Source organism: Blautia marasmi (assembly GCF_900258535.1).
GTDB classification, from domain to species: domain Bacteria; phylum Bacillota; class Clostridia; order Lachnospirales; family Lachnospiraceae; genus Blautia; species Blautia hominis.
Genome location: NZ_OIWX01000001.1, coordinates 3,664,163 through 3,685,012, shown reverse-complemented (window position 1 = coordinate 3,685,012; position 20,850 = coordinate 3,664,163). Strand labels below are relative to the sequence as shown.

Sequence of the window (20,850 nt, the reverse complement as noted above, 5' to 3'; positions counted from 1 at the left end):
CACCTGACCTTTTGTTAAAATTCTTGTAACTATTCAGTAAGTCTGCGCATTCACTGCGCTGACCGTAAGAAAGTATGCCGCGGCCAAGCAAAAATCCCATCGCCGAAGGCCATTCTGCGTGGATTTTTGCCTGTAACCGTGAGTGTACTGAACAGTTCAAATTCTTTTTATGCCGCTGCTGTCTTGGCCCTTTATGCGGCTCTGTTTTTCTTCCCCATCCGGTTAATGATCAGAGCAAATACAATTCCCAGAAGAGCGAACAGGATAATTGCCCCAAATACAAACTTAAATCCCGCCGCCCCCGGATTATTGTCAATCAGTTTTCCAAGTATCAGGTTCATATACGCGTCCGGAAGGAACCCAATGGCACAGATAATACCTGTGGCTGTACCCGTAAATTCCTTGGGAACCCCGGCTTCCCCCATAGTCGCAAAATAAATTCCCCTAATGGCATACATAACAGTAGCAAAAGCGATCACGGTTACAATTGCAGGTATCAGCATGTTTGGTTTTCCGGGAATGAACAAAAGCAGAGCGGCAAAAATGATCTCCACCACAAACAGTCCCATGACCATCTTTGAATAGGAGCTGGTCTTGTCTGCTATTTTTCCCATGATAGGTGCACTGAAGATTCCGATCCCATAACTTCTGATGGTGGCAATGATACCAGCCGTCACGGTAGTCATACCAAATATAGTAGTCAGATATGTAGTTGTGTACTCGGATGCCACCTGGGCACTGTATGCACACATAACAAGGAATGCTACGATCCAGATCCCGGGAATCTTTAAAACTTTCAAATAATCTGCCAGCGTTGCCGTTGAAGGGGCTTCGTCTTTACTCTTTTTAGGAAGGAGCAGCCACATGGCAGCAGTAAGTATAGTATAAACAATACCGTAAAAGATCAAAACATAGCGCAACGGCTGTTCTGTAAGGACAAAGTGGTTAACCACCGCAAGGGCTGCAAAGTTGATCAATGCGCCCGCCAATGCACGGATTCCCTCACTATACCCGAATATAGACCCCTGCTCATTGTCATCTGCCAGGATACGGATGGCCTTCACAGCAGAAACCCAGAATACCACATTGGAAAATGCCAGTAAGAACTGAATTGCCATAAGCCCCGTCAGAGATGGAATGGTGGCATACCAGAAAGTCAGCAGTGCCAGCATCAAGTTAGAGCCCACCAGCATCTTGCGGTTGTCAAACCGGTCCGCAAGAATACCTCCCGGGATATAAATAATCATTTTTGTTATGGAATAGACACTCATAATAGTGCCCACCTGCGTGTTGGTCAGCTGAAACTCTTCCACCAATGCATCATAAAATACAGTTTTTAAATATGGAACACGGTATATCAGACCCGCTGATATGGTGACCACAAAAAACGCGATCCATTTATGCTGCTTATTTGTATTTCCCATCTACATACCTCCCTGGTTTTTATACTACTGCTGTAACTGTTCAGTACCCTCACAGTTACAGGCAAAAATCCATGCAGAATCGCCTTTGGCGATGAGATTTTTGCTTGGCCATGGTACACTTTCTTACGGTCAGCGCAGTGAATGCGCAGACCTGCTGAATAGTTACCTACTGCTCTTTTATGATCAGTGCGTCCGCCAATGCTGCCCCTTCCCCCTGGGGGTATACAAACAGAGGATTTATATCTAATTCCTTTAAAGTCTCTTTGTGTGCAACAGCATATTCGGAAATCTTAACAATAAATTCTGCCAGGGCATCCACATCGCAGGGTCTGCTGCCCCGATAGCCGGTTAAAAGCTTACAGCCTTTCAGAGACCCGATCATTTCTCTGGCCTCCCGCTTATTTAAAGGCGCAGGGTAAAGGCTCACATCTTTAAACACCTCCACAAACACTCCGCCCAGTCCACACAGTATCATGGGGCCAAACTGGGGATCTGCATTCACTCCGATGATCATCTCCACCCCCTGGGGAAGCATGGACTGAATCAGCACACCGTCGATCTTTGCATCCGGACATTTCTCTTTTACACTTTCCATGATCTCCCTGTAAGCCGTTTCCACCTGACCGGCATCCATAAGATTCAGCTTCACCCCGCCCACATCACTTTTATGCAGAATATCAGGGGATGCGATCTTAGCCACAGCCGGGAAAGTCATGGTTTTTGCGAATTCTTTTAATTCCTCCGGAGAACTTACAATGGCTTCCGGCGGTACAGGCACCCCTGCTGCCGCCAGCTCCCGCTTGCTCTCATGTTCGCTGAGAGCTGTCCTGACTTTCTCCTTTTTCTGAACTTCCATGACTGCCAGATCCAGAATATGTTCTTTCGGATCATACTTCACAAAATCCATGAGATATTTCAAAAGCTTAAATCCACACCCTGTTGCCGGCAATATGGGAACACCTGCACCTTCCAGCTTTTCACGCACCCTCTCATCTCTGGAGGAATTGAAGAAGCTCATGACCGCCACGGGCTTTTTCTTCCTGCCCGCTGCGATCACCATACCATCTGACATGGGCCAAATTACATCCTTCGGACCGTGTTTTGGCAATATGGTCTGTCCGCACAAGACCATTCCTATGGACGGGTCTTCCATAATAGCCTGGATCACTGCAGCATATTTTTCTCCGTCATGGGCAAGGGTTGCTGACATATCCAGAGGGTTGGCCGGTGTGGCATAGTCCGGCAGGAGCGCTTTCAGCTTATCCATGGTCTCAGGGGCAAGATCAGGATATTGAAGTCCCAGCAGTGTTCCCGTATCCGCGCACACGCCTGTCTCTCCTCCTGAGAGACACATAGCCGAAAGTCCTGTATTTTCCGGTATCATGGGCAGGACACTGAGCATATGGCACATCTGTACCAGTTCTTCAATATCATCCACCCGGATAACACCGAATTTTTTGGCGACTGCATCAAATGCTTTGTCAGATCCCGCAAGACTCCCTGTGTGGGAAGCTGCCAGAGCGCTTCCTTTTGAGGTTTTCCCCACTTTCAGGATCACCACCGGTTTGCGCACCAGGGCTGCCTGCTTCAATACCTCCTTAAATTTAACAGGGTCTTTGATCCCTTCCATATAAAGGCCGATCACCTTTGTCTCCCTATCCTGTATCAGATACTCCAGATAGTCCTCGATCCGGATACAAGTGCTGTTTCCGCTGGAGATCAGATAGGAAAAATTCATATATGTAACCTGCATCATATTCAGACATATCTTACCGGACTGGGAAATAACAGCAACATTTCCCTTACGGGCCTCACCGGGCACCAGCATACCAAAGGCAAAGATATCATCCAGATTGTTGATAAACCCCGCACAGTTTACTCCCATAACAGCCATATCCAGCTTTTGGCAGAGCAGGCGCAGCTCACTTTCGCTCTCCTTATCCCCAGTCTCCCCATATCCGCTGGCATAGACAACTGCTGCCTTACACCCGCATTCTGCTGCCTCCGCCAGCGCTTGGGGCACTACTTTCTTATTGACGATCAGCACGCACATGTCGATCCTCTCAGGAATGTCCGCAATGCATCTGTAGCATTCCTTTCCCAGAACCTCGCTCCTCTTGGGATGAACAAAATATACGTGTTCTCTCATCCCGGACTTCAGGAGATTGGTGCAGGTGGACAGCCCGAAACCGGGCTTGTCCGTTGCTCCCACCACCGCAATACTTTTTGGACGCAGTAATTTATTCAGATCCATAGGCTCACCCCTTTGCTACATACTCATAGCCTGCCCGAAAGGCTGCCAGGTTGTTTTCATGGAACTGCGGTTTCTTTGCAAAATAATGCCTGATCCCCTCTTCGTAACACTCTTTATCAAATAGATCGGTACAGGCTGCCAGTGCCCCGATGATACAGATGTTGGTTCCTCTGGCATAGGAAATCTTTTCGCACACTTCCGCTGCAGGAATCTCCACTACTTTTATATGTCCCTTTTGGGGAACCTCCTTTATAATAGAAGAATTTACCAGAATAAGTCCGTTATCACTTATCTGCGGCAGAAACTTATCAATGGAGGGCTGATTCATGGCAATGAGGATATCTATCTTCTTCACAAACGGACTTCCGATCAGGTCATCACTGATCTTAACCGTACAGTTGGCAGTTCCCCCGCGCATCTCTGCGCCGTATGAAGGAATCCAGGTGACCTCTTTATCCTGCATTGCCCCGATATGGGCAATGATCAGTCCTGTAGTCAGGATCCCCTGACCGCCGAAGCCCGCAAATACAAATTGTTTCTCCATTACCGGTCACCTCCCTTTGCAAATTCTCCCAGAGGATAATACGAAACCACCTCTTCACCGATCCTTCTCATGGATTCCTCCGGTGACATATGCCAATTCGTTGGACATGGGGATAAAATCTCCACACAACTGTATCCTTCCCCTGCCATCTGGGACATAAAGGCCTTCTTAATATAAGATTTTGCTTTGTTGATATGAGCTGCGTCATGAATGGAGCCCCTTGCCATATAAGCAGGCTCAAAGCTTTTCAGGACCTCCATAAGGTTCAGCGGCATACCGGACACTTCCGGGTCCCTTCCCTTCACAGAAGTGGTTGTCTTCTGGCCTACCAAAGTAGTAGGTGACATCTGTCCCCCTGTCATGCCATAGACGCCGTTATTGACTACTATCTGTGTGATATTTTCTTTTCTCTGCGCTGTGTAAACCGTCTCCGCAATACCAATGGAGGCAGCATCCCCGTCACCTTGATAGGTCAGTACCAGCTTTTCAGGCCTGCAGCGTTTGATGGCCGCTGCCGCCGCAGTTGCTCTCCCATGAGGTGCCTGAAGCAGGTCAATAGCCAGCGTACGGTTTGTAAGACAGCTGCATCCCACTGCCAAAACACCGATCGTATTCCTGTCAATGTCCATCTCATCCAACACTTCAGCTATCAGCCGTAATACAAGTCCATGTCCGCATCCCGGGCAGAAACTGTTTGCCGCATATATACTTCTCGGTATTTCCCTAACTTTTACTGCCATTTAGAATGCCTCCCTTCTTGTACCGGCGCGAATCTCGTCCACAATCCTCAGAATTTCATCCATATCTGCAATGACTCTTCCCGACGGATAAGCATATACCGGGGTACCCTGTGCGTAAAGGGCCACATCCTCCACCATCTGGCCGCAGGCATTCATCTCCACTGCAAGATATGCCTTTACCTTTTTGTTGGCTTTGTGAAGTGCTTTCTTCGGGAACGGCCACAGCGTAATGGGCCGGATCAATCCCAGTTTTATCCCTTTTGCCCTGGCTGCTTTTACAGCTCCCCTGCATACTCTGGAGGTGATCCCGTAAGCCACAAGGATAATTTCCGCATCCTCCGTATCAACTTCTTCCCACATCTGTTCCTTCTCTTCCATCACAGAATAGCGCTCACGGATATGGGGATCATACTCGTTATATTTAAAATCATAATAAATTCTGTCTGTCATTTTTCTGCCGTTGGGGTGTGCCTCATCTTTTCCTTTCAGTGTCCACTGAAATTTATCGGGGTCATGCTCTCTGCCCTTGGGCAGTTTCACGGACTCTGCCATCTGGCCAATGGCTCCGTCACTCAAAAGAATGACCGGGGTACGGTATTCTTCCGCTTTGTCAAAGGCCAGTATGGTATGATCCACATTTTCCTGTACGGAGGATGGTGCATATACCAGTGTTTTATATCCCCCGTGTCCGCCTCCCTTTACCGCCTGGAAATAATCCGCCTGTCCCAATGTGATATTACCAAGGCCAATGCCGTAGCGCATAACATCCACGATCACCGCGGGCAGTTCCATGGAGGATATGTAGGAGATTCCTTCCTGCTTCAGGCTGAATCCCGGCCCCGAAGAACTTGTCATTGCCCTAAACCCGGTGGCTGCAGCGCCCAGGACCATGTTGATTCCCGCCAGCTCTGATTCTGTCTGGACAAAATGTCCCCCCACTTCCGGCAGTCTGGAAGACAGATATTCCAGTATTTCTGTCTGAGGTGTAATGGGATAACCGGCAAAAAAACGGCATCCGGCCAGGATCGCGGCTTCAGCCAACGCATTATTTCCCTTCATCAATGTTCTCATGCAGGCTGCACCTCCTCATCTTTTATTGTGATCACATAATCCGGACAGACGGTGTAACAGATTCCGCATCCGATGCATTTTTCCTGATCCGCTTCAACCACTGCATACCCTTTGCTGTTCATCTCCCCTGATACGGACAGAGCCCCCTGCTTACATGCCCGGATGCAGTAACCGCAGGATTTGCAGTTCTCTTTTTTTATGACAACCATATATACCTTCTCCTTTCCCGCAGCCCTGCCCGCCGCTGTACGGCCGGCAGGCTGCTGTATGATAACTGGGGTTTAGCACTCAGGCTCGTCCTGGGTATCCGGTTCAAAGATCTCAAGGGCAATGTCTCTTTGATATCTGCCTGTGGCTTTGGATATCTCAAATATTTTCGCCACATTCCTTCTGCACAGGGCATCAATATCGTGGATGACATTCTCGGCTGTAGGCTCGATGACGCCAAAGGTGATGGTATAGAAAAAGCGGACAGCACCCAGGTTTGTAATAAAGTCGGGTACGATCTGGATTCCCCTCTCATAAAGTCCCGGGTCTGCGGAAGCTGCCACAGGTATATTTGCGCCCTCACAGATAAGTTTTGCCTTCACTTTGTCCACATTGCCCCCATTGATCACATCTTCCAGCGCTACCGGAACCAGGATATCACATGGTACATCCAGCCATCCGGAGTTGGGCATCACTTCCCAGGAAGGGTCAAATTTTGACTGGTCCATCTCTCCTCTTGGCAGAACATTGGACACAAGACTCTCCACATCCAGGCCGTCCTCACAGTAAACAAAACAATTCGCATCTGCGATACCGACAATCTTATAACCCAGTTTATGCAGTCTGTGAGTGCAGCTCAGTCCCACACATCCGAATCCCTGGATCACCACGGAAGCGCCCGGCGCACCGTCCATCTGTTTCCAGGCCTCGTCCGCCGAGACAGCAACACCATATCCTGTGGTCAGGTCATTTAACAGGAACCCGTCGTATTCACTTTTCAGGAGTTTTCTTACATTCTCCTGGCCTTTTGCGATGATCGGGTTATTCTTCATGGATTTTGTCATTGGACGTCCCATTCCCAGCTCATCAAAGATTCGGTATACATCCTCATACTTGGTTCCCAGATCCGAACCCATGGCTAATCCCGCGTCAATATAGGGTCTCATGGCAATGATAAATCTCTTCAACACATCCACAGCGTCCGGTGCCTTGTAATCATAAACGATTCCCGCCTTGGCACCGCCCTGCCAGGTATTCTCACAGGCTTTCCTCTTGTAAGCCATTGCCTCCGCCAGACGGATAACCTCTTCTCTTGTCACAGTGGGATGCATCCGGATTCCCCCGCCGGAATATCCTTTTGCCAGATTAAATACACATAACCAACCCTTTGCCTCTGTTTTTGTATCGTTCCACTCAATTAAAATATAAGGTCTCATAAATGTTCCTCCCAATGTTTTTTTCATATCTGTGCATCGCGAAGCGTGTTACTGGACACGGAGTGAACAGTAACATTCTTTTTACTGTTCCATTGCATGTATTGGCCAATTCTATTGCAAAAGAAGCGATTTCGAGCTATAATATTAGAAAATAGCAGTAATAAGAAAACTTTTTTCTAACATCTATCCCATGTGAGACATTATATCAATTTCCACCCTTTTTTCAACAATTTTTGTCTCATTTTTGTGGATAGTATCTAAATTAAAAACGTACTGTCTATGAGGAGGAAGCACGAAATGCTGAATGAACCCGTGATTTTTGGCCGATTTATAGTAAATTCCACCCAGGGCCGGGAATACTTTGAAATATACAAAAAAATTTCTCCTGACAGCAATCAGTACCGGTGTCTGGAGCGTACCCAGACAGCTCTCGGGCAGCATTTTCTGGATTTCCTGGAAAACAGTGAAGAGGCACTCCACCCAATTGTTGAGCATTACAACAAAGTATTTAAATATCTGGATAAAGATTATTTGGATCAAACGAAGATACATACTACCATGGATTTTATCGTTAAAATTTACGAAAATTTATCCGGGGTACATCCATTTTGGAGGTCCACTTTTAACCTGAATCCTGTTCTCACAAGCTACAAATGGTATGAGTTTTATTATCTCCGGGAGTATATGAATTTTGATGCCTCGGACATTACAGAGGCGGACCGTGATGATAAGATGCAGCATTATTGGGAACAAGTCCGAAAAAACATCATGCATGAATTAAAAGAACTGGAGGAGTTCCAGAATTTCATATCCTCCATGAGAAATGCAGTTACCTTTTGCCTGGATTATTCCAGTTTTCCTGAATTTTCTAAGCTCCATACACAGCAGAGGGCTTATCTGTATCAGTCACATTTTGACTCTAATTTTATGCGGAACCAGCCCATCCAAAATATATTTAACTTAAGTGACCGCACCCGCGCTCTAAATCCGGACAGAAAGATTCACTTTTCTAACAACAATGATGTGATGGTGAGCAGCATTATCTCCAATGCCAACTATTATGAGCTGATCAAGAAGACCAAAACATCCCTGGATTTCTCTGCACTAGCAGCATCTTTAGAGAAGACATCCATTGAGACCACCACGAACCTGGATATAACTACCCTGGAGGATATAAAAACGATCTGTCTCTATACTTTCTCTCTTCTGGTCTCCAACAATGTACATGTACGCCCCTGTAAGAACTGCGGCAGGCTCTTTTCCCCATATAACAGGAAAGATGAGCTTTACTGCTCCAGGATCCAGGCCAACTCCAAAACCTGCCGGGAAGATTACTATGACAAACAGATCCATGCAGATGAATTGATCCGCTATTACCGCACTGCATACAAAAGGGAAAATGCAAGAAAACAAAGAAATATCATCAACAAACCATCCTCTGAAAAAGAGTTTGCACAGTGGGCAAAAAAGGCAAAAAAAGCTTTGGAAAAAGCCAAAAAAGGAGATTTGTCTTTTGATGAATTCAAAAAAATACTGGACCGTGAAGGGTGATCATTCATTTAATGATCGCCCTTTTTTTATAAAAATTTTACCCCTTTCCTCATTGTATTTTAGAAAAAAAGTTGAGGTAGAAACCGTATTCTCCCCCTGATATACTATCCCTATACTGAAAAAAGGAGGAGCGCCCTTCATGTCCGAACCCAATAAAAATGCATAGCAGAGGCTATTGCATTATAACAATTCTATAGTGAAATAGCCTTTGCATATCCTGAGCCAATAAAAGACCGAAAGGAATATGCATATGAGCTATTTAAAAGGGGAGACTTGGACTCTTACCCCTGTCTCTTCGTATAAAATTATCAGAAACTGTCCAAAATGCGGCACAAGATCCCTCTTTCAAAGTACCGGGAATTTCCGCATCAATGCCAACAAAAAATGTGTGGATATCTGGCTGATCTACCAGTGTGAAAAGTGCAGATCCACCTATAATCTCACCATCTTTGAGCGCGTCAGCCCCAAAAAACTGCCGGAAGGATCCTATAAAAAGTTCCAGGAAAACAACAGCGCCCTTGCCCTGGAGATCGGAACAGCCAAAGAAATATTCGAGAAAAACAGAGCTGTTGTAAAGGAAGAATCCATCTCATACATTGTAACCAAAGAGCATACAGAAATACCTGTTTCTTTACAAGCTTTGGAGGGAAACTGCCGTATCATCTGCATCCAAAACCCCAACGGCCTGAAGATCAGGGTCGACAAGTTCCTGGCGGAGCAGCTTTCCATCTCCCGGTCAAAAGTAAAACATTTGATAGCAGACGGTTTGCTGCAGGGAAGTCAGAGGGAAGATCTGGAAAAGATCCATCTCGGCAGCAGTTTGCTCATCCTTCTTAAAACCACTGTTTGAGCGGATGCCAAAAAACGGCAGGGAAAGCCATTTTACTGTGCTTTCCCTGCCGTTATTCGTACGTTTTTTATCCTGCATTTTCCTCCGCAGGCACAGTGTCCTTCTGTATTTTCTCTATGGTCCATCCCGTCTGGGCACATATCAGGGACACAATGGGATTGATAAAATTCAGGAAACAAAACGGTGCATAAATACCTGTTGTCACCCCCAGGACGCCTGACAGAAATGCTGCATCCGTCCCCCATGGAACAAAGGGAGCACACAGCGTTCCGGTATCCTCCAAAGCCCTCGACAGGTTCTTCGGATGCAGTCCCCGCTCCTTGTATATGTCTTTGAACATTCTTCCCGGGATGATCAGTGCCACATACTGCACACCTGTGGCAAAATTAGTGAAGATCGTGGACAGAAGCGTTGCTGTTATGACCGTGGAATCCTTCTTGGCGTTCTTAAGCGCCCGCTCTATGACAGTGCTCACCATGCCGCTTTTCTCCACGATCCCCGCAAAGGAGAGTGAGATAAGGATCAGACAGATAATCTCCATCATACTGGTCATACCGCCCCTGTTCAGCAGTTTATCCACCTCTGCCACTCCTGTCTCAATAGAAAATCCGGAAAAAGCGGAGGAGATCACAGACTGCAGGTCAGCCCCCTGGAACACCAGCGCAAATACACAGCCCAGAAATGCCACTGCGATCAGTCCCGGCAGTGCCGGTATCTTTTTGATCACCATGAGGATCACCAGCACAGGCGGTATGAGCATAATGGGAGAGATGTAAAAAATATCTTTCAGCGTGGACGTATAAAGCTCCACCAAAGAGGAATCAAAATTATTTCCTGCAAATTTGATACCAATAATTCCATATATGATAAGCGCTATTATAAAACTGGGTCCTGTTGTGTAGATCATATGTCTTATGTGGGTGAAGATATCCGTCCCGGCCATAGCGGGTGCCAGATTGGTAGTGTCGGACAGAGGGGACATTTTATCACCAAAGTATGCTCCTGATATAATAGCGCCCGCTGTCATACCGGCAGGAACCCCCAGCCCGCTGCCAATCCCCATAAGTGCCACACCGATGGTCCCCACTGTGGACCAGGAACTTCCGGTGGCTGTGGCGATCACCGCGCAGATCAGACAGCTTGCCAGCAGAAAAACCGATGGGGATAAGATTTTCAGCCCATAGTAAATCATGGTGGGCACAATACCGCCCAGCAGCCAGACACCGATGATCACACCAATCGCCAGCAGGATCAGGATTGCCGGCACGGCTGCCTTGATGGTGTCACCGATTCCCTCCTGCAGTTCGTCCCAGGCATAACCGGAACTCACAGCCACAATTCCGGCCACAACAGCCGCGATGAGCATTGCCACATGGGCCGGTCCGCCAAGACCGACGGTCACCGTGAGAAGTGCAGCAACTACAAATGCAAATACAAATACCGATTTTGAAAATGTCATATTTTTCTGCCGTTCTTTTTTCCCGCCGCTCATTATTTTCCCTCTCCTTTTTCCTCTGTATGGAATGTGCTGCCCCTCTTGGCCGTTTCCGGCACCGGGGATTTTCTTTCTCTCTCTATCATCTCTGCAGCATCAAAAACGATTCCTTTTACCGCTCTTTCTTTGTACCGCTTTTCCGCCTCTGTTATCTTTAATTTGGATTCCCTGGTCCTGCTTGTCCGTATAGATTTTATTTTCCCGGACAGCCATTGGGCAGCTTCCTCTATTTTCGCCTCGGACCTCTCACCCAGAAGACTGACACATTCAAACTCCACAGGTCTTACATCCACTGCCCCTATGAACCCCTTCATATCTCTGCATGCAAGGTCCTGTTCTTTCCAGGATATGCATAGGGAAATCTGGGCAATGGTCACTTCTCTTCTGCTTCCCAGTTTGGTAAAACAGCTTTTCCGCCCCTCCTCCACAGGAAGCCAGATGGATGTGAGGAGTTCATTTCTGCCAAGAACGGTCCGTCCGTTTTCTGTGAGGAATTCTTTTGCTTCCACAAAGCGGATTCCCTCTCTCCCTAAAATCTCTATCTTTCCTCCATACAGAAAAACACAGGGCATAATGTCACCCGCCGGTGAAGCGTTTGCCAGGCTTCCTCCCAGCGTTCCCTTGTTGCGTATCTGCCGGGACCCCACCCGGCTGCAGGCCATGGCAAGCCCGGTAAAATACTCTTTGATAAGAGGGTTGTCTGCAGCCTGTTCATGGGTTGCCATAGCACCGATCTTCAGCCAATTCCCCTCTCTTTCTATGTTTCCCAGCTTTTCTAACCGGCACAGGCTTAAATAAATATCCGGCTCCTTCTTTCCTGAGCGGATCTTAGGAAGCAGGTCTGTACCGCCGGCTATAATAACCGATTTGTCCGTCAGCCTCAGCAGACTGCTCTCCAGTTCCTCAAAGCTCTTCGGCTGCAAGTATTCTGCACTCATGTGGCACCTCCCCTTCCGCTTTCGGCTGCCTCCTGTATGGCCTCCCTGATCTCCCGGTATCCGGAACATCTGCAGATGTTTCCGGCAATTGCACGTTTGATCTCCTCCTGGGTTGGGTTTGGATTATGAAGGAGAAGCGCCTTTGCTGACATCACCATTCCGCTGGTGCAGAATCCGCACTGGATCGCACTTTTTTTAATAAACGCTTTCTGGATGGCGTCCATCTCACCGTTCTTTTCCAGCCCTTCGATAGTCAGCAGTTCACTGTCCTCCAACTGCCCTGCAACTGTGAGACAAGAGTGAATGGCCTGTCCGTTTAAAACTACGGTGCAGGCACCGCACTCTCCCTCCCCGCATCCTTCCTTGGTCCCTGTCAGGTGCAGGTCTTCTCTGATAAAATCCAGAAGCCGCTTTTCTCCCGGAACCTCCATGGTCTTCTCTTCCCCGTTCAATGTAAAATGCAGTATCATACGTTTCTTTCCTCCAATGCTTCCATAATGACTGCCGGGGTCAGGGGGAGTCTGGTCAGGTTGGTGCCCAGTGCGTCGTTGACTCCCGCCACTATGGCAGGTGCCACGGGTACCACCACCACTTCCCCTATGGATTTTGCCCCGAACGGACCGCTGTTCTCAGGCTCCTCGATCAGAAGAGTCCGGTAATCCGGCAGGTCACAGGCATTAGCCACCTCATAGTTCTTTAAGTTGGTTATAAGTGTCTGCCCGGTCTTTGGATGTATTTTTATCTCCTCGCAGAGTGCCATTCCCATTCCCTGCTGTATGCCGCTTCCAACCTGCCCTTTGCACAGATCAGGATTGATGGCTTTGCCGATATCGTGTACAGAGAGGCAGTCCATGATCTTTGTCATGCCGGTATAGGTATCCACCCTTACTTCCGTAAAATGAGCTGCCGCCACACCCGGATTTGCTCCGGCATTGGTGGTATTCGCATAGTAGATATCCTGCCCCATGGTCTGTATGGAATAACGGATGACCTCCCTCAGGGATATCCTCACCGACTCATCCATCTCCTTAAAAAATTCCCCTGATCGGTAGCAAAGAAAACTCCTGCTGCATCCAAGGGCTGCCGCTGCCGTCTCTCTTGCCATTTCCAGAATGTGTTCACAGCACTGTTTGACAGACTGCCCCAGGGAATATACGGTCCTGCTGGCATAACAGCCATAATCATAGAGACTGTTCTGGGTATCCGCCTCGTTCAGCTCAATGTTATCCAGACCGATCTCCATAATCTCCGACGCGATTTTTTTCATTGCCATAACAGTCCCGCAGCCGTGGTCGTGAATGCCCACATGGAGGATCAGGCTGCCGTCCTCCTGGATCCTGGCGGCTGCGGAGGCCACATCCACCCTGTAGGGATAAAAGGAACTGGTATGGGAGGCCAGCGCCATGCCCACTCCGTAACGGTATCTTCTCTGCTCCCTGTTTCTTTTTCTGCACGCTTCCTTCCTTTTTTTCCATTCAAAAGCTTCCCGGCCCTTCTGCAGGCATTCCTGAAAATGTACATTTCCCACCGGGATTTTATGTACGGCCTCTGTCTCATAGGGGTACAGGATATTCTTCAGCCGGAACTCCACAGGGTCCATATCCATCTCCCTGCACACCATATTCCAGTGGTTCTCTAAAAGCAAAGCCTCCTCACAGGAACCCCAGCTCCGAAAACTTCCGTTTATGGGCGTGTTGGTACAGACCACCTGACTGTCAAAATGTATGTTAGGCATACGGTACACTTTTGCTATTTTTTCTCCAATGGTGGAGGCATATCCCCTGGATACCGTGAGATAAGCCCCTGCGTCCAGTGTGCAGGACATGGAAAGCCCTACTATGGTTCCGTCTTTCCTGATCTTGCTCTTCACCGTTCCGTCCAGACTGTGTTTCATCATGGTATTCACGATCTGCTCTTCTCTTGTATACACCAGCTTTACATCTGCCTCCAGCATTCTGGCCGCATATGCCGTCAGCGGCTCCAGCAGAGTCTCCTGTCTGACGCCAAAAGAACCTCCCATGGGAGCTTTTATGACCCGGACTCTGGCGTAAGGCATTCCCAGATATTCCGCAACCGTGCTCCTGACCCCGAACACAGACTGGCAGCCTGACCATATGGTGAGCTTTTGGGCGGCAGCATCATAAGCTGCTCTGCAGGACTGGGTCTCCATAGCCAGATGTGTCATCCTTCCAATATGGGAACTGCTCTCATGAAAAAAATCCCCCTCGGCCTCCTCATAGTTCCCGTACTCAAAGGCAGGGACCTCATAGACATTTCCGCCCGGATGCAGGGGCAGGGCAAACGGTGCGGCAGCTTCCTCCACAGATATAGCTGCCGGCATATCCTCATACTCCACAACGATCTGTTCACAGGCTTTTGCCGCTGTCTCTTCGGAGACTGCCACAACTGCTGCCACCCTTTCCCCCAGAAAGCGAATATGCCTGTCAAACAGTTTTTCCTGGTTGGGCACATTTTCCCAGGCCTCCACCCTGCCTCTGTCGTAACAGAGATCCGGTGTGTTCTCACAGGAAAACACTGCCACGACTCCCGGGATTGCCAGCGCTTTGCCGGCGTCCACGCGGCGTATCCTTCCATGGGGAACGGTTCCTGCCTTGAGACGCATATGGAGCATGCCCAAAGACTGCATATCACTGCAGTATTTGACCCGCCCGGTCACTTTGCCGTAAGCCTGGTCATTTGAAAGTTCCTTTCCGATCACTTTGTAATTTTCCATGATTCCACCTTCCCTTGACTTCCGTTTTCTATTTTTTCCAAGCATACAGGCAGAGCATCAAAAAAATATCAAAAAAGAAATGTCAAAAAAATTTATTTTTTATTGTAATCTTTTGACGCTGTATTATAATGAGTGTAAAAGCCTGTAACTGCGAAAGTATTGAACAGTTAAGCCTTATATTTCAGGAGGAATCTTATGAGTCAGCAATTGGCGGTATCTATGCTTGGCAGCCCTTCCATGGAGCTGGACGGGGCACCCCTTGTTTTTCCCTATCGGCAGGCAGAAGCAATTCTGTATTACCTTTTCCTGAATCAATCAGTGAATAAATATACGCTGGCTGACCTCATATGGGAGGACAAATGTACGGAGGAGAAAACCAACTCCAACTTAAGAAATGCATTTTATATCATCCGGAAAAATCTCGGAAAGGATTTTCTTGTAAAAGGATCGGGGGATATGGTCAAGATCAACCCTGCCTTTTCCTTTACACTGGACACCGAACAGTTTTTGAGGGAGGAGCAAAATCTGTCACTGTACCGGGGTAATCTTCTGGAGGGGTTTTATTTAAAAAATAATGTCTCCTTCAACGAATGGGTCACAAATACCCGTCAGGTCTTTAAAGCACACTATTTAAAAAAACTGCACCGTGCCATCTCTGCTCACTTTGACTCCGGAAATTTTGAGCTTTGCGAATCCCTCTGCCATAAACAGATGCAGATCAATGAATTTGATGAGACCGCATACAAATATCTGATGCAGATTTATCTTTCCAGAAAGGAATACACCCAGGCTCTGCACATCTATAACCGTCTGGAATCCCTGCTGGAGCAGGAACTCTTCGAGACCCCGGCAAAGGAAATACAGGATTTGGCTCTGGTCATTGAGCAGACCTGGAACGAGGAGGTAAATAAGATTCTGGAGGGCAGAAAAGAGTTGAAAGCACCAAAGCGTATCTCTTCTGTCTTCTATGGAAGAGATACAGAATTAGAATGCATCAAAAAGAACCTGGCCTCACTCCGGCAGGAAGATCCGGTACAGCATCTTCTGCTTTTAGGTGAGGCCGGAGTTGGAAAGACAAGGCTTATGCAGCAGGCCCTCTCCCTCCAAGACCTGCCGGCGGATGCTTTTGTGCTCTCCTCCCGCTGCTATTGTGCGGAAGAAAAATACATATTAAAGCCCTGGCAAAAGCCTGCCCGGGAACTGCTCCAGTATCTGGCTGATACGGGGACTGCCTCCCACTATGTCTCTCTTATGCAGAGTATACAGGCACTTTTTCCGTTTACCCAGGAACAGTGCCATCCCATGCCGGATGCCGACGATATCTCCACCCTGGATTACAAGAGCATACAGAGTATTTTTGTCAACGGACTGATACGTCTGTCCTCCCAGGTGCCGCTGATCTTCTTTTTTGATGATATACAGTGGGCTGACAAGGTCAGCTTATCTCTCATGCGGGACATCATTACCAGCCTGAGAGATTACAGCCTGCAGAATCTTATTTTTCTCTTCACTGCCCGCAGCGCACTGGAGGGGGAGGCAGAACGTTTTACAGAGGATATGTGTTCCATCGGACAATTAAAATGTATCACTGTTAACCGTTTTGACTATCATGAAACCGTCTCCCTGGCTTCCCGCCTGCTCCCCGGCTATGTGTTCACAGACAGCGTGAAGGAGCAGTTATTTCATGAGACGGAAGGCAACGCGCTTTTTATCACTGAGGCGGTAAATACAATAAAATACCACGGTTCCCCCGATGATATCACTCCAAATATGCGCAATATCATCAAGCAGCGTGTAGCACCTATTCCCGGGGAATACCGTCAGATCCTCAATCTGGTCTCCATATTTTTTGACGGGGTATCTTATGACTGCCTCTCCTCCCTGTCCCGGAAAGAGGATTACGAGCTGGTGGAGATCCTTGAATATCTGCTGAATAAGGATCTGCTCAAGGAAAATATGGATCGGGATAATACCTTTTTCTCCTTCTCCCACCAAAAGATCATGGAGTATGTGTATGATGAAATGTCATGGACAAAAAAACGGATCCTCCACAATAAAGCAGGCCGCTATCTGGAGAGCCGGCTCTGCAAAGGTCCGGCCGATATGGCCTTGTATCCAAAGCTGATCTTTCATTTTGAGAGGGGCGCCAACCGGCAGAAATACCTGAAATACGCCGTCAAATACCTTTATAATTACCTGAATGTGACCCATGAATTTTTCCCGATCATCGGAAATAATCTAACTTTATTTACTCTGGATATGAGGGAGGAGACAAGCGAGCGGCTTTCCGATGACTTAAGCAGTATAGAAGAACTGCTTTATACTGTGGAAAATAAAGTGAACGAATCTTCTTTTGAATTTTTTGACCATGAGAATTCCAGGGAGGAGCAATTGGAAATCCTCTCCGATTATCTGCATATGATAGGGCGGCATTATATCCGCATCTGCAGCTATGAGAAGGGGTTGTATTATATCCTCAAATTAAAAGAGCTGAACCAAAACACACCCTCCCCCTTCCGGCTCACCAAACTCCTGCAGGCAAACCGCCAGTTGATCTGTGTATATATCAACCGCTATGAACCGGACAAAATGGAAGAGATCGTATGGGAATCCCTGGGGCTTTTGGAGGCCGCTGATTTCACCGATGAGGTGGCTATCTGGAAACGTTTGCAGGGTCTTGGGGATATCATGAAGGGCAGTCTAAAGGAGGGGATTTCCCATCTGCAGGATGCCATAAAAACCTTCAGCAGTTCTCCTGCAAGAGATGAACATCTGTACAATCTGGCTGCTGCCTACTCCTGGATCGGTGAGGCTTTCCGGCATTCCATGAAGTATGAAAAAGCTATGGAGTATTATCATAAGGCTCTGGAAATCGGGGGAAGCAACTTTCTGGTCAGCGGTGTTTCGGTATTCTACGCCTATGCGGGAATGGCTGCCTATGACAGCGGGGATCTGTGTTCTGCCAAGGAGTATCTGACAGAATCTATTGCCCGTTATGAACAGGGAAACCTTATGTGGGGGCGCAGCCTTCCGTATTCTTATTATGCCCAGATACTTCTCAGACAGGGAGAATATGAGGAGGCGCTGAAGAATCTGGAAACTGCGCTGGGTTACGCAGAGAAACTGGAAAATCCTTATGAGATGGGGATCATTTACCGTATTTATGCACAGATAAAGACCGGGGGATATCCGGTCAATGCGCTGCCCGGTGATACGGCGTATTATTATGGCAAGGCGCGTGAACTGCTCCAAGGTGTTTATTCTCCTGTGGATGAAAGATATCTGGCTGCAATCGCAGAAAATATCCGGGAGTATGTCTGAAAATCCGGTTGGAAATCCTTCTCCGGACAGTTGTTGTGTGCTGTCCGGAAGTTTTCCTTTCATGCTCCGCCCGGTGTTTAACGGAGTGCGTCCTTCGGGATTTCCAGTTGCTCGATCGCATGTATCATGTGGATCTTCATGGCATATCTGGCACCCTCGGCATTTCTGTTTTGCAGGAACTGCATGAGCATCCTGTGGTCTGATACCGTGTTGGTCTCCGCTTCCCTTTTTTCCCTGGAAAGTGTCACGCCCTTGTCAATGGCAGTAAAGAGAATGGGCATAAGACGGTTCATGAACTCGTTGTGGGTGGCTCTGGCTATAGCTTTGTGAAACTCCTGCTCCACGGCTTTTCTGTCTTTGCCTTCCCTGATGCGCTCTTCTATCTGTTCTCCCAGCTCTAAAATCCGTTCCAGCTCTCTGTCTGTAGCACGTTTTGCCGCATAGTAGGCAGCCTCCGGCTCGAAGATCAGACGCATCTCGTACAGGTCTCCTGCATCTACCCTGGCTGCTGTCAAATCGGACAGGGCATCCATGGAAGGGTCTGCAAAGTCTTCCCTGACATATGTGCCTCTTCCCCGCCTGATCTCCACTACCTGGCCAGCAGCCAGAATGCGGAAGGCTTCTCTCAGGGTGGTGCGGCTGACTTTAAGTATTTCGGAGAATTCGTTTTCATTTGGAAGTTTTTCGCCCGGTTTGTATTTTTTGTCTACTACGATCATGGACAGGATCGTGTCTGCTACTGTGTCTGACAGCCTTTTTTGTGACATTTTTTTGTTCTCCCTGGTTTTTGGTTTTATTTTAGCATGTTTGGGGGGTGGGGGCAACTGTGGGATGCTTAGAGAGTGAATGCGGACGGAAGGGGCGGAGGAGGGGCGGGATATGCCTGTGAGCGAAGCGTTCCGCTGCCAGGGAGCTAACCTGCTCCCAGTTCCTAAATTCATCGGCAATGGCCTCTTCATTAAGTAACTGGGGCAGGTGGATCTCCCTGGCGCTCCACTGGAACATCGCACACAGGCATATCCCGCCCCTCCTCCGCCCCTTCCTGTTTCTCATGGACCGCTAGTGTGTGTTGGTACGGCGAGTTGTGGAAAAATTTATAGGATTATCTTTTAAGGGTGGTAGCGGTCTTTAGCAGGCGGAATACTTGTTCTGTGGTGTCTGTGAGGTTGGCTTGGGCGGTTTTGGGGGTCATGGCTTCTTCCAGTGTGGTGATGCTGCGCAGGATGGGGAAGAAGGCGTCTATTCCTTTTTCGTTGCAGGCTTTGGCATCTTTTGTTACGCTTCCTGCAAAGGCGATGACCGGTTTTCCGTGTTTTTTGGCTAGCTCTGCTACACCTACAGGGGCTTTTCCCATGGCGGTCTGGCCGTCCAGACGGCCTTCTCCGGTGATGACCAGGTCAGCTTGTCTTATGTGGTCCTCCAGTCTGGTTTCTTCCAGGACAATGCGGATGCCGGATTCTAAAACTGCGTTGGTGAATGTGAGGAATGCGAAACCCAGGCCTCCGGCTGCTCCTGTTCCGGGCTGCTTGGGGTCCGCTTTGGGGAAGTTTTTCTGCGCCAGTGCGGCGTATTTGCCAAACCACTCGTCCATTTGGATGATCATGGATGGGGTGGCTCCTTTTTGGGGGCCGTATACTGCGCTGCAGCCCTGCTCCCCGCATAGTATATTGGTCACGTCGCAGGCGATTTTGAATTCGCATTCGGCCAGCCCGGGGATGACGTTGTCTGTGGTGATGGATGTAAGTTCGAAAAGCCCCTCTGCGCCGTCCCGGACTTGTCCCCCCGCCGTATTTAGGAAACCGTATCCTAATGCCTGCAGCATGCCAATGCCGCCGTCGTTGGTAGCACTGCCTCCGATGCCTACAATGAATCTTCTGCACCCCTTTTCTATGGCGTCTTTTATTACTTCGCCTACACCGAATGTGGTGGTATGAAGGGGATTTCTCTCTTTTGGGGTCAGAAGGGTGATCCCCGCTGCTCCTGACATCTCAATAATGGCTGTCCCGGTGTCCTCTATGATTCCGTATTGGCATGTTACGGGCTTACCAAGAGGGCCTGTCACGGTGACCTGCTGGGTCTTTCCATTCATTCCTCCAACCAGGGCCTCCACGGTCCCCTCACCACCGTCTGCCAGCGGCCTGACTTCCACTTCTGCCTCTGGGTCTGCACGGAGTATGCCTTCACGGACGGCTCTGCCTGCCTCCATGGATGAAAGGCTTCCTTTTAATGAATCTATGGCTGTGACTACTCTCATTTTTATTTCCTCCCGTGTCTTTTTTCTTTAATATAGCAAAAATCGAGTGTTTGGGAAATGTTATGTGTAATATTTTTTAGAGTTTTTTTTTAGTATTTATGGTATTTGTACTAAAATATTGTTATACTGTGTTCAGTAATAGAGGCGGGGGAAGGGGTAAAATGAGGTTTGGGTTGGAAGAAATCGGTTTTGTATATAGAGGAAATGTTTTGATGTGTACTGCGGTGCAGACTTTTAGTGGAAATGTTAT

Annotated in this window: 16 protein-coding genes; 3 read left to right on the top strand and 13 right to left on the bottom strand. The window is 48.2% G+C overall.

The window, feature by feature from the left end; genetic code table 11:
* Positions 1-191: 191 nt before the first annotated feature.
* The 7 genes from C6P39_RS15900 to C6P39_RS15870 all read right to left on the bottom strand — a co-directional run bounded on the left by C6P39_RS15900 (position 192) and on the right by C6P39_RS15870 (position 7,457).
* Complete coding sequence (locus C6P39_RS15900; RefSeq protein ID WP_104804432.1) at positions 192-1,424, bottom strand: MFS transporter; 1,233 nt, start codon at positions 1,422-1,424, stop codon at positions 192-194.
* 166 nt (positions 1,425-1,590) lie between these two features.
* Positions 1,591-3,678, bottom strand: a complete 2,088-nt coding sequence (locus tag C6P39_RS15895) for an acetate--CoA ligase family protein (RefSeq protein ID WP_104804431.1) — start codon at positions 3,676-3,678, stop codon at positions 1,591-1,593.
* A 4-nt stretch (positions 3,679-3,682) separates the two neighbouring features.
* Positions 3,683-4,222 carry a 2-oxoacid:acceptor oxidoreductase family protein gene (locus C6P39_RS15890; RefSeq protein ID WP_104804430.1) on the bottom strand — a complete coding sequence of 180 codons (540 nt, stop codon included), beginning with the start codon at positions 4,220-4,222 and terminating at the stop codon, positions 3,683-3,685.
* Entirely contained in the window at positions 4,222-4,962 is a 741-nt protein-coding gene (locus C6P39_RS15885; RefSeq protein WP_104804429.1) for a thiamine pyrophosphate-dependent enzyme, read from the bottom strand. The genes C6P39_RS15890 and C6P39_RS15885 overlap by 1 nt, the downstream gene beginning before the upstream one ends.
* A complete protein-coding gene (gene vorB, locus C6P39_RS15880) occupies positions 4,963-6,033 on the bottom strand; it encodes a 3-methyl-2-oxobutanoate dehydrogenase subunit VorB (RefSeq protein WP_104804428.1) in 1,071 nt (356 codons plus the stop codon).
* On the bottom strand, positions 6,030-6,242 hold the full coding sequence (locus C6P39_RS15875) for a 4Fe-4S dicluster domain-containing protein (RefSeq protein WP_104804427.1): 213 nt from the start codon (positions 6,240-6,242) through the stop codon (positions 6,030-6,032). The genes vorB and C6P39_RS15875 overlap by 4 nt, the downstream gene beginning before the upstream one ends.
* 72 nt (positions 6,243-6,314) lie before the next feature.
* On the bottom strand, positions 6,315-7,457 hold the full coding sequence (locus C6P39_RS15870; protein WP_104804426.1) for a Glu/Leu/Phe/Val dehydrogenase dimerization domain-containing protein: 1,143 nt from the start codon (positions 7,455-7,457) through the stop codon (positions 6,315-6,317).
* 297 nt (positions 7,458-7,754) lie between these two features.
* Here C6P39_RS15870 and C6P39_RS15865 point away from each other — a divergent pair, with 297 nt between their 5' ends.
* On the top strand, positions 7,755-9,008 hold the full coding sequence (locus C6P39_RS15865) for a DUF6076 domain-containing protein (RefSeq protein ID WP_104804425.1): 1,254 nt from the start codon (positions 7,755-7,757) through the stop codon (positions 9,006-9,008).
* Positions 9,009-9,258: 250 nt separating this feature from the next.
* The gene (locus C6P39_RS15860) at positions 9,259-9,858 is read left to right on the top strand and encodes a DUF1062 domain-containing protein (protein ID WP_104804424.1); all 600 of its coding nucleotides are present in this window, start codon (positions 9,259-9,261) and stop codon (positions 9,856-9,858) included.
* A 67-nt stretch (positions 9,859-9,925) separates the two neighbouring features.
* Here C6P39_RS15860 and nhaC read toward each other — a convergent pair whose 3' ends face one another.
* Genes nhaC through C6P39_RS15840 form a run of 4 tightly spaced genes read right to left on the bottom strand, consistent with a single transcriptional unit; the run spans position 9,926 to position 15,025 of the window.
* The gene (gene nhaC / locus C6P39_RS15855; protein WP_104804423.1) at positions 9,926-11,350 is read right to left on the bottom strand and encodes a Na+/H+ antiporter NhaC; all 1,425 of its coding nucleotides are present in this window, start codon (positions 11,348-11,350) and stop codon (positions 9,926-9,928) included.
* Complete coding sequence (locus C6P39_RS15850; protein ID WP_158661594.1) at positions 11,350-12,291, bottom strand: FAD binding domain-containing protein; 942 nt, start codon at positions 12,289-12,291, stop codon at positions 11,350-11,352. The genes nhaC and C6P39_RS15850 overlap by 1 nt, the downstream gene beginning before the upstream one ends.
* On the bottom strand, positions 12,288-12,761 hold the full coding sequence (locus tag C6P39_RS15845; protein ID WP_095171749.1) for a (2Fe-2S)-binding protein: 474 nt from the start codon (positions 12,759-12,761) through the stop codon (positions 12,288-12,290). Before C6P39_RS15845 ends, C6P39_RS15850 begins: the two co-directional genes overlap by 4 nt.
* Positions 12,758-15,025 (bottom strand): xanthine dehydrogenase family protein molybdopterin-binding subunit, encoded by a 2,268-nt coding sequence (locus tag C6P39_RS15840; protein ID WP_158661593.1) that lies wholly within the window; start codon positions 15,023-15,025, stop codon positions 12,758-12,760. Before C6P39_RS15840 ends, C6P39_RS15845 begins: the two co-directional genes overlap by 4 nt.
* 195 nt (positions 15,026-15,220) lie before the next feature.
* On the opposite strand from C6P39_RS15840, the gene C6P39_RS15835 reads away from it, so the two are divergent.
* Positions 15,221-18,346 (top strand): AAA family ATPase, encoded by a 3,126-nt coding sequence (locus C6P39_RS15835; RefSeq protein ID WP_104804420.1) that lies wholly within the window; start codon positions 15,221-15,223, stop codon positions 18,344-18,346.
* 77 nt (positions 18,347-18,423) lie between these two features.
* Here C6P39_RS15835 and C6P39_RS15830 read toward each other — a convergent pair whose 3' ends face one another.
* Positions 18,424-19,113, bottom strand: a complete 690-nt coding sequence (locus C6P39_RS15830) for a FadR/GntR family transcriptional regulator (protein WP_104804419.1) — start codon at positions 19,111-19,113, stop codon at positions 18,424-18,426.
* A 335-nt stretch (positions 19,114-19,448) separates the two neighbouring features.
* Positions 19,449-20,600, bottom strand: a complete 1,152-nt coding sequence (locus tag C6P39_RS15820; RefSeq protein ID WP_104804417.1) for a glycerate kinase family protein — start codon at positions 20,598-20,600, stop codon at positions 19,449-19,451.
* Between the last annotated feature and the right edge of the window lie 250 nt (positions 20,601-20,850).